General features: G+C 45.6%; 11 protein-coding genes and 1 riboswitch. Of the genes, 1 reads left to right on the top strand and 10 read right to left on the bottom strand.

Going from position 1 to position 16,604, the window contains the following annotated elements; all coding sequences use genetic code 11:
• Positions 1–90: 90 nt before the first annotated feature.
• From kdpB to GK047_RS20065, 10 genes are all read right to left on the bottom strand, one after another.
• Positions 91–2,115, bottom strand: a complete 2,025-nt coding sequence (gene kdpB, locus GK047_RS20110) for a potassium-transporting ATPase subunit KdpB (RefSeq protein WP_163950843.1) — start codon at positions 2,113–2,115, stop codon at positions 91–93.
• Between the two features lie 11 nt (positions 2,116–2,126).
• Positions 2,127–2,591: a hypothetical protein gene (locus GK047_RS20105; protein WP_163950841.1), complete on the bottom strand. Its 465-nt coding sequence runs from the start codon at positions 2,589–2,591 to the stop codon at positions 2,127–2,129.
• Positions 2,592–2,729: 138 nt separating this feature from the next.
• Positions 2,730–2,902: riboswitch (cyclic di-AMP (ydaO/yuaA leader) on the bottom strand.
• A 321-nt stretch (positions 2,903–3,223) separates the two neighbouring features.
• Positions 3,224–4,666, bottom strand: coding sequence for a nicotinate phosphoribosyltransferase (locus GK047_RS20100; protein WP_163950838.1), 1,443 nt, complete (start codon positions 4,664–4,666; stop codon positions 3,224–3,226).
• Between the two features lie 5 nt (positions 4,667–4,671).
• Positions 4,672–5,505 carry an ammonia-dependent NAD(+) synthetase gene (nadE, locus tag GK047_RS20095; protein ID WP_240344054.1) on the bottom strand — a complete coding sequence of 278 codons (834 nt, stop codon included), beginning with the start codon at positions 5,503–5,505 and terminating at the stop codon, positions 4,672–4,674.
• 26 nt (positions 5,506–5,531) lie between these two features.
• Positions 5,532–6,074, bottom strand: a complete 543-nt coding sequence (locus GK047_RS20090) for a cysteine hydrolase family protein (RefSeq protein ID WP_163950834.1) — start codon at positions 6,072–6,074, stop codon at positions 5,532–5,534.
• A 69-nt stretch (positions 6,075–6,143) separates the two neighbouring features.
• Positions 6,144–6,941, bottom strand: coding sequence for an NUDIX domain-containing protein (locus tag GK047_RS20085; protein ID WP_205516891.1), 798 nt, complete (start codon positions 6,939–6,941; stop codon positions 6,144–6,146).
• 67 nt (positions 6,942–7,008) lie between these two features.
• Positions 7,009–9,075 carry a class I SAM-dependent methyltransferase gene (locus GK047_RS20080; protein ID WP_163950831.1) on the bottom strand — a complete coding sequence of 689 codons (2,067 nt, stop codon included), beginning with the start codon at positions 9,073–9,075 and terminating at the stop codon, positions 7,009–7,011.
• 147 nt (positions 9,076–9,222) lie between these two features.
• Complete coding sequence (locus GK047_RS20075) at positions 9,223–9,543, bottom strand: SPW repeat domain-containing protein (protein ID WP_163950828.1); 321 nt, start codon at positions 9,541–9,543, stop codon at positions 9,223–9,225.
• A 132-nt stretch (positions 9,544–9,675) separates the two neighbouring features.
• A complete protein-coding gene (locus GK047_RS20070; protein WP_163950824.1) occupies positions 9,676–10,842 on the bottom strand; it encodes a stalk domain-containing protein in 1,167 nt (388 codons plus the stop codon).
• A gap of 102 nt (positions 10,843–10,944) precedes the next feature.
• On the bottom strand, positions 10,945–12,648 hold the full coding sequence (locus GK047_RS20065) for a methyl-accepting chemotaxis protein (protein ID WP_163950821.1): 1,704 nt from the start codon (positions 12,646–12,648) through the stop codon (positions 10,945–10,947).
• Positions 12,649–12,809: 161 nt separating this feature from the next.
• On the opposite strand from GK047_RS20065, the gene GK047_RS20060 reads away from it, so the two are divergent.
• Positions 12,810–16,592, top strand: a complete 3,783-nt coding sequence (locus GK047_RS20060) for a response regulator (RefSeq protein WP_163950816.1) — start codon at positions 12,810–12,812, stop codon at positions 16,590–16,592.
• Positions 16,593–16,604 lie beyond the last annotated feature (12 nt).

Here is a 16,604-nt window from a genome sequence, read left to right as displayed (position 1 = left end):
CGTAGGGACAACTTTCTTCCCTCCGCTTTTTTTCTGATCTCTAGAAGCTTATCCATATATGTGTACCTCAATTCTTTGATTCTATAGAAGTTAAATGAACATAACGATACAAAGATCAATCAATTTAATCCCGACGAACGGGAATATCACGCCTCCCACTCCGTAGATCGCCAAATTACGCGTCAGCAGTTGATTAGCGCCCATAGGCTTGTAAATGACTCCTTTAAGGGCTACTGGAATCAATAAAGGTATGATGATGGCATTAAAAATCAATGCAGAAAGCACCGAAGTCGTAGGCGATTGCAGATGCATAATATTAAGAACCTGCAGCTCAGGCAGATTCTTGGCAAACATAGCAGGCAAAATTGCAAAGTATTTGGAAAAATCGTTTGCAATACTGAACGTTGTAACCGCTCCACGTGTAATTAAGAGCTGCTTTCCGATAGAAATAATGTCCAAAATTTTGGTTGGATCGGAATCGAGATCGACCATATTGGCGGCTTCTTTGGCCACCGTTGTCCCACTATTCATCGCAATGCCCACGTCCGCTTGGGCAAGGGCAGGAGCATCATTAACACCATCTCCAGTCATCGCGACTAGCTTGCCATCGCTCTGCTCTTCCCGCACAATGCGTATCTTGTCCTCGGGCTTGCTCTCTGCATAATAGGTATCAACCCCAACCTCACGAGCAATCGTAGCAGCAGTTAAAGGATTGTCTCCCGTGCACATAATCGTTTTGATTCCCATAAGACGCAAAGCTTGCAACCGATCCCGTATGCCCGGTTTAATCGTATCCTTCAAATAGATAAGGCCAAGAATCTCATTATCCTTGCTCACAGCTAGTGGGGTTCCGCCTTGTTTGGCGATGTAATCGCTTGTTTCCTGCAAACCATCGGGGATATGACCGCCTCTTAGTCGAACATAGCTGCAAATAGCGCTGACTGCGCCTTTTCGATATAAGCAGCCATTCAAGTTTAAACCACTCATCCGTTCTTCGGCTGTGAAAAAAATCACTTCTCCTTGATAAGCTCGTAGATCACCCGTCATTTGATAAGTTTTGGCTAGCTCTACAATAGATCTGCCTTCTGGTGTATCATCGAACACGGATGTGAGAACAGCTGCCTCCATCAACGCCTCTAAGGAGATGCCAGCGACAGGATGAAAGTCCGCAGCCATACGGTTGCCGAAGGTAATCGTTCCGGTTTTATCCAATATGACTGTATTGATGTCGCCAGCTGCCTCTACCGCTTTCCCCGATTTGGCTAGAACATTGATGCGCGTGACTCGATCAATGCCAGAAATTCCAATCGCTGAAAGCAGACCGCCAATCGTTGTAGGTATTAAGCAAACAAGCAGCACAATTAAGGTAGAAATCTCCAAATGAACGCCTGCAAAAGAAGCCAATGGATACAAGGTGACAACAACAATTAAGAATATAAATGTAAACACGGTGAGGAGCGTCGTCAGCGCGATTTCATTCGGAGATTTCTGCCGCTTAGCCCCTTCCACCATCTGAATCATACGATCAAGAAAGGATTCACCAGGGTCAACCGTAATCTCTACCTTGATCCAATCGCTTATAACGAGCGTCCCCCCAATAACGGAGCTCGTCTCCGAACGCGCTTCTTTAATTATGAACGCCGATTCGCCGCTAATCGCCGATTCATCGATAGCCGCGATGCCTTCCACAATGATGCCGTCTCCTGGAATGAGATCCCCCATTTCCACGAGCACAAGATCCCCCTTCCGCAGCTCACTGCCACTAATCACTCTTATCGTCCCGTCCTTGGAGAGTAGCTTAGCCATTAATTGCTTTCTTGTCTTCATTAAGCTATCGGCATGCGCCTTACCTCGTCCTTCCGCCAAAGCCTCCGCGAAATTAGCACAAAGAATCGTAAACAGCAAGACGAAGAACACGATCAGGTTATACGCTGACTGATGCGTTGTATGAAAATACTGCGGAAAGAAAATCAATAATAAAATGAGTAAAGTTGCGATTTCGAGAACAAAGAGTACTGGATTCTTCATCATCTTCACTGGATTTAATTTCAAAACACTTTCAATAAGTGCTCTAGCGATTAGACTAGGATGGAACGAATACACAAATTTCGACATAAGGAATCACCTCAAAAAGAGATGTAGGCTTGTGAGTGGTCAATTAGATAAGAACGATTCCAGGTTAAGTTCAATTCTTTCAATTGTTTCGCACGATGAGAGGATTTCTGAAGCTTATGAGCTAAATCGATTAGGGCAGATTCAATTAATTGTTGTCTGACTGTCCCCCATGCCTCCTGCTTCTCACGTACATAACGGATGCCTTCCATGATCGTAAGCCCCTTGATGCGTTGAAAAACAGCGGCCCAAGATACGACATCACCCTTCAATTCGCAGCATGGGATCGCATATTCCCCTAAACCGCAAGTTCCGTTACTTGTAGAAATCGTAAGCAAGCCACACTGGCAATCTTCGCCGTGTCCAGGAAGCCATGTATCAGCAAGCTCGCAATCGAATCGGAAACATTCGATACGGGCAATCTTACATGCTTGCAAATCTTCTTCTTGCCATAGGGGTAGGGGTTCTGGATACATCATTCTTCACTCTCCTGATTGGTCTATTCATTTCAATACCATACTTGAAACAAACAGAAAGAAGCCTAAGAGTAGAGAATCTCTACTCTCGGGCTTCTTTGTCAACACGAAGAAACGAGCTGCTAAAGGCACGATCGCAAATGGTTCTCTCTCAATACGCTTACGAGGTTAGCTGTCGGATTCGGGCTTGAGAGTGCCCTACCTTGGCAAGCTGCGCTTGCCTAGGATTCACCCCTAGAAACCATTCCTGTTGCATGCTCTGGTTTCTTATTGGTTCCCCCGCTCCCCTGTTGGGGACTCAGCGTTTTGACTTACGTTCTGAAGTTGTTGAGACGAATATTACTCCTATTAGCAACCTTTGTAAAACACGTTGGCGAGACCTATTCCCGTTTTTTCGCCGTAATTCCACCTATGAAAGCGGACCCAAAGGGAGGCCCCTTTTATTTTTGATAGAAATGCTTCCGATTGCTTCCGTTCTCATCATTCTTGCGTAAAACGAAGAAATAGCGAGATAGGTTCAGAAAATCAAAGAATGACTAGACATATATAACATCAAATGTTAAATATAATCTAATTTGATCGCCTGCTTGCCTATACAAAATTTGCTAACAGGTATATGATACCAATCGCAGTGACTAGACTTGATATCTGTGAATTAAATCCATTTTCAGCGTCCATACTTCCGTGCTTAAATTAATACGGTACACTTCAGGATTCAGCTTCCGCAAATACTGCGGCCAGAACATCTGCATTTGAGCGGTATGATACGTTCGAATCTGCTCTAGCGTCGGCAGTTCATACACCATTTCCCCCTGCGCATAAATAGCCTGAAGCAGCGGAATGGCTTCGTAATCATCTATATATTTATGGATATACGTATGCGTCGGGTCAAACAACTTAATGCGCTCCCCCTTCTTGACATCCACTTCATGCTTAAGCGCTAAGTAGTCAGCTTCAGCCTTACCTGTCTGCTTATTCATAATACGATAAACTTCCTTGAACCCGGGATTCGATACTTTTTCCGGATTTCCCGATATTTTGATGACAGGTACATAGTCGCCATCCTTCTCTCGTGCAACCAGCTTATAAACCCCGCCTAGCGCAGGTTGATCGGCCGCAGTGATGAGTTGGGTACCTACCCCCCAGACGTCAATCTTGGCATCTTGCCCTTTTAGATTGAAAATGATATTTTCATCCAAATCGTTCGATGCGACAATTTTCACTTCGGGAAATCCCGCTTCATCTAGCATTTTTCTCGCTTGCTGCGATAAATAAGCCAAATCGCCGCTATCCAGTCGGATGGCGTTCATTTGCTTCCCTAGGCTCCGCAAGTAGCGCGCCGTCTTAATGGCGTTTGGCACGCCGATTCTCAGCGTGTCGTAAGTATCTACGAGCAGCGTCACTTGGTCTGGAAGCGCCTCAGCATATTTACGGAACGCCTCTTCTTCGGTATCGTGTCCCTGCACCCAAGCATGAGCGTGCGTCCCTTTGGTCGGGATGCCGAACAGCATGCCCGCGCGAAGATTAGAGGTCGCATGGAAGCCTGCGAGATAGGCCGCCCGCGCGCCCCAGATTGCCGCATCGGCTTCTTGAGCGCGACGCGTGCCGAATTCCAACAGCACATCATGAGGCGCCACTTGCTTGACGCGCGAAGCTTTCGTCGCAATGAGCGTCTGGTAGTTCAAGAAATTGAGGATCGCAGTCTCAACGAGTTGCGCCTCGAACACGCGAGCCTCGATGCGAACTAGCGGCACATTCGGGAACACTAGTGTTCCTTCGGGAACGGCATGCAGATTCCCAGTGAAACGGAATTGCTGCAGCTCCGTCAGGAACTCTTCCTTGTAGTTCTCCTCCTGCGTGCGCAAATAGGCAATCTCCTGTTCGCCAAAACGAAGGTTCTGGATATAGTGCACAATCCGTTCTAAACCAGCAAATACGGCATACCCATTGCCGAAAGGCAGCTTGCGGAAATACACCTCGAATATGGCCTTCTCGTTCTGCGAGCCCTGTACCCAGTGAGCATACATCATATTGATCTGATATTTATCCGTATGGAGTGTTAAGTTGTCGTAGTTCATCGCGTTCATCCCTTCCACCATTGATCATATACCGTAACAGGCCCTTGTCGTTTATGTGCTGTAGCCGCATACCCCGCTTCTATCAATCGCACAGCTTCTTCCGGCAAATGCCTACCTTCCAAATAGTCATCCAGTTGCTCATATGTAAGGCCTAGCGCCTCTTCATCAGGCAGCCCCGGCTTCAGATCTTCAAGATCGGCCGTTGGCTTTTTTGAATACAAATGCGCTGGACATCCGAGCGTTTGCAACAGTTGTTTGCCTTGACGTTTATTGAGTCCGTAAATGGGAGCGACATCGCATGCACCGTCCCCATGCTTGGTGAAAAAACCCGTAATGGCTTCCGCCGCATGATCCGTTCCCAGCACGAGCAAGCGATAATGCGCAGCCAAATCATACTGCACTTTCATTCGCTCGCGGGCTTTCACATTACCTTTATGAAAGTCGCTCAGCTTCTCTCCCGTAGCTACTAAGAATTGCCCAACAGCTGCATCTACTGCTGGCTGAATATTAACCGTTACTACGCGGGTCGGTGCGATGAATCGAATTGCATCCTGCGCATCCGCTTCATCCTGCTGCACGCTGTAAGGCAGCCTTACAGCTATGAACTGAAACGCCTCCTCGCTGCTTTCCTCGTTCAGTTCATCCATGGCCATCTGCGCCAGTTTGCCCGTTAAGGTCGAGTCTTGTCCGCCCGATAGTCCAAGCACATAGCCTCGGGCCCCTGTATGTTTCACATATTGCTTGAGGAAGTGAATTCGCTTTTCAATTTCTTCCTTGGCATCGATGATGCTTTTCACATCCAACTTAGTTCGTATACGTTCCTGCATAGCGCCTCCCATTCTCTCCAACTCCTTCCCTATGTGGGTTAAGCGTTTGTGACAACTGCTGCTCCAAGCGAGCCCTGAAAATGCTGCAAAGCCCACTGATGACCCTGCGGGTTAAAGCTAGCGACTGCGTCACTATGAACAACGACATGAAATCCTTTATTGTAAGCGTCTATCGCGGTATGAAGCACGCAAATGTCTGTGCAAACGCCAACCAGATGAACCTCATGGATGCCTCTTGCTCTTAATCTGAGCTCCAGATCTGTCCCACAGAAGGCGCTATATCGCGTTTTATCCATCCAATAAATCAAATCCTGCTTGTGTTCATACACGGCTTTCAGCTTCCCGTAAAGCTCTCGTCCACTCGTGCCACGAATATTATGCGGAGGAAACAACTTTGTCTCAGGATGATAAGGATCTTCTTCATCATGGAGATCGACAGCCAGAATGACCTCATGCTGAGCCGCAAGGAATTGCTCCGTAAGCTCACATATTCGATCCTCAATTGCGATACCCGGCTCCCAGCATGGAAGTTTCCCAACAACAAAATCAACCGTATAATCAATCACGATTAAAGCTTTCATCACCAGCACTCCTTCATAAAGTATTTATAATACTATTAAAAAGACAATATCAATATTGAAAAGAGAAGCCTAGCTGTAAATAGACAGCTGAGGCACATAATCTGTAAACCGATACAACTGTGCGGCGCGTTGGGAGTAACGGTTGGACATTTTGCTTTTCCCATCGTGCCCCATGACTTCCTCAATGATCCCGCTCCGGCTTTGGGTCGACGTAATTTTTCGAATGAAATTCCGCTCTTGGAACTCCGGAACAACCGTTTGAATGACTTGATACAGCTCGCTGATCGTAAATTCTTCTGGCAGGAACTCTTTGGCGATCGTCGTCGTCAGCATCTTTTGCTGAATGTGGACCAGCGCATCCCTTAGGATCACTTCATGGTCAAAAGCGAGATCCATCGCCAACGCTTCTTCGACGGGGAACAATCGGACATCGGCCGCATCGTCAGCGGCTTTGCGATTCTCCAGGAGCTGCTCATGAACAAGCGCAAAAAATGCATGAGAAATGATCCATCCCCGCGGATCGCGCTGAGGGGTACTGTACACATTGAAATATTCGATGTGCACATCGGCTACTCCCGTCTCCTCCGTTAGCTCGCGCCGAGCGCTCTCTTGAATCGTCTCCGTTTCCATGGAGAAGCCGCCAGGCAGCGCCCATTGGCCTGCATATGGCCACTGCTTCCTTTGGATCAAGAGTACTTGCAGCTCTCTTGTCGGCAACGATTTCTTCACTGAGGCTTTCTCCGAAGTCGTTATTGTGAAGATAACGATATCAGCAGGTGCGCCATCGGGAGTACGATATTTGCTTGCTCGATAGTTAGATTCGTTCTCAACTTGCTCGTTCAACGGATCACCTGCTTTTCCCTGCATTCCATATTATCATTTTGATATTTTCATTATGACATATATACATTTCAAAAGTCAAGCAGCTCTTACCTTATTTTTCAATTACAATTAAACAGGTGCTGTCTGGTAATGGAACCATGAGACCCTCTTCATTCATAATCCTTACTCTATCTCCCAGCGCTTCTGTATATCCTTCTTGAAGGAAATGACGGTTCTCTATAATTTTGGCCTCAGGCCCTAGTGTCTCATGAATAAACGCGATGTACTCGCTTGGTGTGAAGTAACCGAACTGCTCTTGAATTTCATGTACGTAAGCTTCTTCTCCCCAAGTATAGGTATAAAGAAATTCCATCGCATCGTTGACTGGCATCCTGACTTCATCGACCGATAAAACTTCATATTTAATTGCCCTACCCGCAAAATCTTTGGCATATCGCTCCAGCCACCCCATCGTATCCGGCTTCAGGAAGCGAATTCTCCGCGTCTGATCGCGGGGCTCCGTCATAATACCGTCCCTGATGACAATTCTGCCTCCTGGAGAAAGTACGTCGAAGGCGCTGCGCAACGCCGCTGCGACAGTCTCATGATTGAATTTCTTTCCATTGAAAGGAATATAGGAATACAGCTCATGCAGAATAGAGGAGAAAATAACTGTGCCAATACTGCCTGGCTCCACATATTCTCTCAGGTTCAACGCATCTCCCTTCCTCACTTCCCACTTGTGGCCTTCCAGCTGCTTCTTGCGCTGCAGGGCTTCAATTACATTCAAGGAAATATCGATGCCGATGGGATGCTTGTCCGGCAAATGCTGTTCAATCAGATCCAGCATGACACCGCCGCCTGGCCCGATATCCACAACGCGCTCCCCAACGACATAGTCGAGCATCCGTTTTTTATAATCCGCAGTTTGATTCATTGTCGCCAAATACGCTTCCTCGTTATGGAAACGGTCATAGGCATCTCGGCGCAGCTCGAATAAATCGAACAGGAGCAGAACTGCTTTCTCATAAAGCGGGGATTTCTCCGCTTCAACGCAGAACGCAATTAACTTCTCCGCCGCCGCCGAAAAGTCAAATGTAAAAAAGATCGTATCAGGCAGCTTGGGCTTGATTGCTATAAGATGCGTCAAATGGGCATTTCCGCTATGTTCACATCCCTCTTGAATATCCGTCCAAGTCAGCTCGCTTAAATACTTCTCAATCATTCGTTTCTTATACACATTAACCTTTTTGACGCCTTTATAATCATAGTACATCAAACTCATCAGAGGCTCGAAGCTAATATGCCGGATTGCAGCCGTGTGCTGCTCTTGCTGCATGACAAGCAAGAATACCTTTAGCAATTGCTCGAAGGAGAAGTCTTGAAGCGCCGATTCGACGAACCACAATGTTTTACGCTCCAAAAATGCAGCTAACGCTTCGATAGAGAATTGGGGTGCCAGCTTTTCGAATTCAGCATCGAAATTTTCGCCTTTCTTTATAGCGAGGTCCCTGAGTCTTGCTAACCGTTCCTTTAGAGGAAATTCAACAGCAAATGAACCTGAAACAATTTGTTCCACAATGTTCCCGACTTCCGCCTCAACCGAATGCCATAACGTTTGTGAAACGGCACCGATAATACACTGGTTCAGCGGCACCAACAAGCCACGCAGTTCATCCTCCGTAAGTTTACCGCTCGTTACTAGTTCGGTTAATGGGCTATGTTCATGCAAAGGCACTTCACCGCGAATGGTTTGACCTATTAGACCATGTGTTTCAATCAGTGTATGTATGACTTCTTCCTTATCGCCCGGAGAGGACTGGCTTTTCCAATAAAGTTGACTTGAGCCCCTATTATGAACAAATAAATTAATTCCCTGCTCCTGCCAAATCATGCGTTCGCGCGAAGTTCCTCCTTTCGCTGCTTCCGACCACATCAGTACCTCTTCCAACAATTCTTTTTTCCAAAAAGAAAGCGCTAAACGATCTAAAATCATTAACGTCCGTTCTACATAATCAAGTACAGGATTGGCTAGCGCTAGTTCCTGAATCGATTGAATTCGCTCAAAATTAACGATACGCTCCTCAGCAGAAACGATAATCTGCAACCATGGGTGTTCAGCGGCAACTTGAGTATCCCCTTGCCGATAATGATTGATGAATGCCAGTGATTTCAGCATGAATCCGTCTTCCTTTCTGTTTTAAAAATAACGGGAACACAAATAAAGAACCTAAGCACTGTGCTTAGGATCGACGACATAAGAATTCATATGCTCATTATAAACGAATAGGCTCCAAATCTCACGTTTCGATCCGGCTGACCTGCTTCATTGATAGTCCGAATACAGATTGGAATAGTTCAGCAGCAAGGTCATAAAGCCCAGCACGACAAATATGAAAAATTCCAGTATACTCCACTGGTACAGATTTGGAAGCACAATAAAGACCGCCCCTGTGAGAAAGCAAACCCAATTCTGCCACACCTTATGTCCTGTTTTCCCTCCGGCAAGAAGCGAACATATCACTTGCAGACTGCCTAGAAAAATACAAACTAAGTACGGATTAATCTGATCTGTAAAACCAAACACCCAAGGGGTTGCAATAAACCAGATACCTATTAATGCGGACAACACATTTTTGAAGATCATCGTCCACGCTCACCTCCATAAGGCTATTTACCTTACTATATGCAAACGTTTCCAGAAATGTGTTATGCCAAAAGCCCCTAACTTCCACAATCCTGTGGAAGCTAGAGGCTTTCTGCGTTTATACATTTCAGCTTACTTCTGTTCGATATGGATAACTCCCGTATCACCATTCTTAACTTCGGCATGCAAAATGTCAGAGACAAACTTTAGTGGCACGTATAGTGTTTCATTCTGAATGACAGGCGCTGCGCCCAAAGCGACAGGCGCCATTCTAGCGAAGAAATACGCATCTTTACCTACGGTAACGCTTGTCCATTGTGTGCCTTTGTTCAGTTCAGCAGAGCGCGTATCTTGGTTCCACTTCACCTTATAGCCTAGCGCTTCCGCTACTTGGCGGAAAGGCACCATTGCAATGCCGTCCGTATTATTGAAACTGTCCGCCGCTTGCAACTCTAGCTTAACAGTTGGGTTAGCCTGTGTTGAATCCGCAGGCTTCGGCTTCACAATCAAGTTTGCCGGCAAGCTAAAGTTAAACCCAGGAGTTCCCATGACACCTGGCGCAATGCTATATTTCGGGAAAAGGACGACAACTTCGCCTTTATCTACAAAGAAATCTTGTTCTTCGCTGATGCCTTTAAAGTCATCTTTAAAATAGTCCTCAGGCTTTTCATTGATCTTCGCCAGAACCCCTGCATTCACGGTTTCCTTGAAGTTATCGCCCAATAAATCCGCTAAAGTAACGCGCTGCGCTTGCGCAGCATTCAGTACGTTGTAAGTATCTACACGCGGCATCCCTGTCCCGCCAGTTGCTCCATAGGTAGTAACTTCCAGAGATACCACACCTGCCAGGTTTCCGGTTCCATCGGACTTTAAGGCGTATGTTATAGTCAGCTCATAAGGACGATACTCGAACCCGCTTGCTTTCGCATCCGCTGACGCTTCGGTCGCCTCGTTCTCCCATTCCGCAAGATCCTTATTCGCATGGGATAACAGAATGTCGTTCAATTCGTCCTGATAGTTGGTATCCAGCAGGCCAGTCAACTGCGGCACTTTTATATTGGTTTTCAAATTCTCCGTTGAAGAAGTGAGAATCTCATCTTTAATCTTAATTTGAGGGTTAAGTGTTACAGAAGTAGGCACCGCTGTAAGTGGAGCATTCATGGGAACCGCCGTAATATGCTCAGCTGCGGCTGCAGATGCGCTTCCTGTTACAGGTAACACAGCAGCACTCACGCCAACCAGAATTGCACATCCGACCACACCTATTTTCAACATGTTAAAAGGTTGTTTTTTCATCATTTCATGTTCACTCCTCATCTAGTCATCGAAATATGTCTTGGCCTTACCCGATAAAATAGACGTGGCGAAGTCACAAAAAAGTTCATTGTTCCATGGTTTTCATTAAACCTTGAAAGAATTAACAACCTGATGAAGTTCTTGAGCTATCTCCGAAAGAGATTTGGCTGAAGCGGTGATTTCCTCCGTCGAAGCAAGCTGTTCTTCCGTTGCCGCTGCTACCGTCTGCGCAGTTCCCGCTGTTTGCTGCGCAACCGATCCAACGCTCGCTACTGTCGCTGCGACTTCTTCCGAACTAGCTGCCATCTGCTCTGCTGCCGCTGCAGTTTCTTGAATTTTACTAGCGACTTCTTCGGAGGCGCTTACGATCTGATGAAACGCTTGTTCTGCAACACCAACTTCTTTTAACCCATCTTGTACCTCGGACAGACCTGTGTGCATAACTTCAGCCGCACGTACGGAATCCCGTTGAATATTGCTAATCAATTCAGAAATCCCTCTCACGGATTCATCCGTTTGAGAGGCTAATTTACGCACTTCTCCTGCGACTACTGCGAACCCTTTACCGCTTTCGCCAGCGCGCGCCGCTTCAATAGCCGCATTCAAAGCAAGTAAATTCGTTTGCGAAGCAATGCTGCCAATTAATGTGGAAATCTGACCAATATTTTGAGAATGCTTCTCTAGTTCTTGAATAACCTTATGTGCAGCTTCCACTGAGTGGCTGACTGTTTGCATTTTCGTTAGTACACGTTTCATGGAAGTAGTACCCTGTTTGGCAAGCTCTGTAGCGGAAATGGATAAATCCGACACATCAGATGTCGTCTCTGCAATACGTTGAATGCCGACAGACATTTCTTCCATCGCGCGGCCGCATTCCATTGAACTTTGCGCTTGCGCATCGGCGCCTGATGCGAATTCTTGAACCGCTTGAGAGACATGATTCGATGCCGAAGCATTCTGATCGGAGCTCGCAAATAACTCCTGCGAGGAGGCGGCTACGCTATTTGACGCTTGCAGCATTTGGTCAACAGATGTACGCAGATGAGCAACCATGCGGTTCACAGCTTGAATCATCGTACCTATCTCATCTCGGTTCTTCACTTGCAGAGGCTCATCTGTCAAATCGCCATCGGCGATACGATTCAAGGCTTCAGAGGCTTTACGAATCGGTACAGAAATATTCCTCACAATCACGATACATACAATCAACATAAACACAATAATTAAGCAAAGCACAATCACCGACTGTGTAACACTTTTCTTGTATAAATCAGCACTGGCTTGCTCAGCGAGTTTACCACCATCTTGATTGAACTTCACCATAACAACCAATTTCTGCTGTAACTTGCCGAAAGCAGCTGACATTTGCTGCAAACTGTCTTGGGCTTCTTTCAATTTACTTGGGTCGGTTCCAATTTGTTGACTTTTGGCGAAATATACTTTGAATTCTTCCCAATCCTTTGTCAATTCACTAAAGTTTTTTTCATCTTCAGGACCTGCTACGGATTCCTTATAATTTACTAACAGTTTATCGATTTCCTTTACCGTATTAGCTAATGCTTCATCCAAGGATGCATGCTTTTTAACATCTTGCTCTAATTGCTTTTGATAATAATTCGTCAGGAGATGCTCGGAGTTATAATGAATCTCTTCAATGACTTCAATACCCATCAGCCAGTTCGTTGCCAGATCCTTCGTGTTCGTCTTTAACACAGCCATTCGGCTCATATCCGTCCAGCTCAACCATCCTATCATCACAAAAATGACCATAAATACGGCTATCAATTTTTTCCGAACTGTAAATCGCATCGTTGCTCCTCCAAATCATTGAATGAATGATTGAACTCTGTCGTATACTCAGAATATCTATTTTATTCATATTAATTCATATACATTAAAACTATTACGATATAATAGTTATAAAACTATGAGTTTCTCTAACACTTTCATCATATCCGGAGGACTACCCAATGACTTCATCGCTCCGCTTTAAACTAATTGCTGTACTCGTTCTAATTACATCTGTATCCTTGTCGCTGGTCGGAGCTGCCAATTTCTTGCTCTCGAAGAACAAATTAATCCATCAAATGGAAGAGCAATCCATCTCTTCCGTCAAAAATTCAGCACAAAACCTATACGACTTTTTGTCCATTCGACAGGCGGAAGTCGAGCTCATCAGCCGAGTCAGTGTTATGAAAAAGGGGACTATGGAAGAGCAGCTTGATTTCCTAAAACAAGAGCTGAAAACAGGAGCTAACCGCTACTACTCCATGGGCGTCAGCGACCTTTCCGGACATATGGTATTCACTTCCGGCAGTACGCTGGACATATCAGGAGACAAGAGGTTTCAAGAAGCTCTAAAAGGAAAAACCTTTATTTCCGATCCTCATTTGTATAAATTATCCAATAAATACATTATATCCATTACCGTTCCTGTGTTTAATGACATTAATTTAGTGACGAGCATCGTCGATATTTCCCTTGACGCGGATCAAACCTTTCGTCAGCATCTTCATCCTCCTTCCGAGTTCAACAAAACGATAATTATTAATAAAGAAGGGCTTATGCTGTATCACACGGATCCTGCTCAAATACTCATGCTAAATATTTACACTAAATATCCTGAATTTGCTCCTACGTTCGCTGAGGCCATTTCCAAAGACAGTGGATTCATTGATGAAACCTATGAAGATCAAAAGGTTCGCTTGTTTTATGCCCGCATTCCTGATTTAGACTGGTATCTTTCGTACTCGATGCCGATCGCCGCCTTTGAAGCTCCTACGTGCCTCTTGCTATGGTGGACGGTTGGTATTCTTGTAGTCACCGAACTTGTGCTTGTCTTCCTTATTTATTGGACTACGCACACGTTAGTCATCACAAGAGTGAGACAAATTCTGCGGGTAACAGAAGCCGTTGCAGACGGGAATTTCTACATGCTGCCCCTCAAGGTTAAAAGCAAGGATGAACTGGGCTCACTGGCCCATTCGGTCAATGGGATGATCGAAAATTTACGTGAATTGTTTGAACCGTTTGATTCGTTCATTCATCACAACCAATATGCTATGATCGTCACTGATCCCTCATTTAAAGTGAATCATTTCAATGCGCGCGCAGAGGAAATGTTGGGTTACACCTATGAGGAAGTTCACAAGAAAGCAACTCCCACACGCTGGTTGGATGCTGATCAATTGAAGGAAAGAGCCATTCAATACAGTGTCGAATTACAAGAAGATGTACCCGCAGATTGCACAGCTCTTGTGATCAAATCCTTACGTCATCTCAAAGAAGATACCGAGTGGATCTGGCATCACAAGGAAGGGCACCGGATTTATGTGCAGTCCAATGCAAGCCTTATCACGCATCCCGATGGCAGTCTCAAAGGCTATGTCTTTATTGCCCGCGATATTAGTGATATTAAAGAAAGCGCGGAAACAAAAGAAAGACTGTTAGCGATTGTCGAAAGCGCGCATGATGCCATTCTCACCTTTGATCATGAAGGTAACATTTCCTACATGAATCAGGTGGCGAGACACTCTATTGGCGTCCACGAATTGCAAATAGAGCATAGTCATTTCAGTAATTTTGTTGATATTCTTAGCAGCAGTAAGTTAGATGAGGGCTTAGCTATCGCAGCCGAACAAGGATTTTGGGAGTTCGAGGCTGAGATTATAACGAAGCAACAAAGGAAGATTTTCAGTTCATTGACCATTGTTCCACACTGCCCCGCCCAAGGGGGAGACTGTTATTATTCAGCGATAGCAAGAGATATTACGGATCAAGTTCGATCCAAAGAAGCGCTGATTCGCGCCAAGCAAGAGGCTGATGAAGCCAACTTGGCCAAAGGGATCTTCCTTGCTCGCATGAGTCATGAAATTCGAACACCCCTGAATGGGATCATTGGATTATCCTACTTAATGGAACGGACAAGCATGACCCCTCTGCAATACGATTATATGAGCAAAATAACCAGATCTTCACTCTCGCTTTCTGAGATTATCAATGACATTCTGGATTTCTCCAAACTCGACGCAGATCGAATTGCAATTGAGCATATCGCGTTTCAATTAGACGAAACGATCGATCACGTTTGCGAAACACTGAGCGTGCTTCTTGGACATAAACCGATTGATTTCATCTGTGAGATCGACGAATCCGTTCCTTTAGGAATTATTGGAGATCCTCTTCGTATGTATCAGGTACTGCTTAATCTAACGAGCAATGCGATTAAATTTACTGAGCAGGGCACAATTACCTTACGTGTAGAAATGGAGTATGACGGAGAAAAGGCGGGAGAAGAGAGCGTCAGACTGGTCTTCAGTATCATCGATACAGGTATAGGAATGAGTGAAGAACAACTCGCTAAGCTGTTTCAACCTTTCGTTCAGGCAGAAGGTTCAACGAGCCGAAATTACGGTGGAACAGGACTTGGACTTGTCATTGCAAAAAACTTGATTGAGAACATGGGTGGTCATATTCAAGTGTGGAGCGCCACAGGGCTCGGAAGTGAATTCCGCGTATCCATTCCCTTCATCTTGTCTTTCCTGCAGCCGAAAATGCTGCCTGTTCTTCCCTTACGGACATTAGTTGTAGAGGATCATCCGAAATTAATCCAGGTACTCGTCAATATGCTTCAAAACATCTGTCAAGAAGCCGCAGGCGTCCATTCGTGGAAGGAAGCGCGGAAAACAATTGATGACACCCCGCTTGACGTCGTGCTGCTTGATATGGAGGCGCCGGATATGTATGGCGAAGAAGTGTGGGTGGATATGCTACGCCACTGCAACAGCAAGCAGATTCGCACAATCGTATGCACAACGCTTCCCGGCCGCGACGCGCTTGAAAAACTGCCTGAAGATGCAGCGCCATGCGCGATTTTGGTCAAACCGCTCTCACGCGGGGTATTGTATCAAACCTTGCAGGAGATGACGATAAAGTCTGTTGAAAATACGCACAAGCACCCGACGACACAGTACCCAGTAACCGTCTTTAAAACACTGCACCGCATACTACTTGTGGAAGATAACGAAATCAATCAGACGGTTGCTCGGTCGCTCCTCGAAAGCAGGGACTGTATAGTTCACATTGCAGCTCACGGCTTAGAGGCCCTAAGTCTATTAAAGAATGAATCCTATGATTTAATTCTAATGGATATTCATATGCCCATGCTCGGTGGCATTGAAACAACGAAACACATCCGCCAAACGCCTGAAGGAAAACATATCCCTATCATTGCTGTCACAGCAGATTCCACGCTGGAACAGCGAAATGCTTGTATCGAAGCTGGCATGAATGACACCGTAACCAAGCCCATTATTCCCGAGCATTTGTTTGAAATCGTAGACCGTTATGTGAGGGAGAATCAAGTAACCTCCCCTCTTATTTTAGATACGAAACAAGCTTTAATGCGGTTTGGCGGCAAGTCTTCTCTTTATCATCAAATGCTTAACAAGTATCGAGAACAATACGCTGCTTGCGTCGATCAACTGGAGACGTGGATTCGCACAAAAAATTATGAGGAAGCGGTTCGATTTACTCATTCTTTGCGGGGAGCTTCTAGCAACCTTTCCGCGAATCGCGTATTTGAAACAGCGACAGCTTTAGAAGAAGTACTTGAAGAAGCGCTCAAAAATACGCTGGAGACTGTAAGCGATTCTCCCGATAATTTAATTGCAACGAGGCTGCACAAGAAGCTTAAGGCTGTAGGGGACGCGTTGGAGGAAGTATTTCACACCATCACAAAAACGGGCGTTTGATTGAAAATTGAA

The sequence above is a fragment of the Paenibacillus sp. SYP-B3998 genome (assembly GCF_010820665.1).
Taxonomy (GTDB): domain Bacteria; phylum Bacillota; class Bacilli; order Paenibacillales; family NBRC-103111; genus Paenibacillus_E.
The sequence above is the reverse complement of the archived record's forward strand: the minus strand, read 5'-3'. Positions and strand labels throughout refer to the sequence as shown.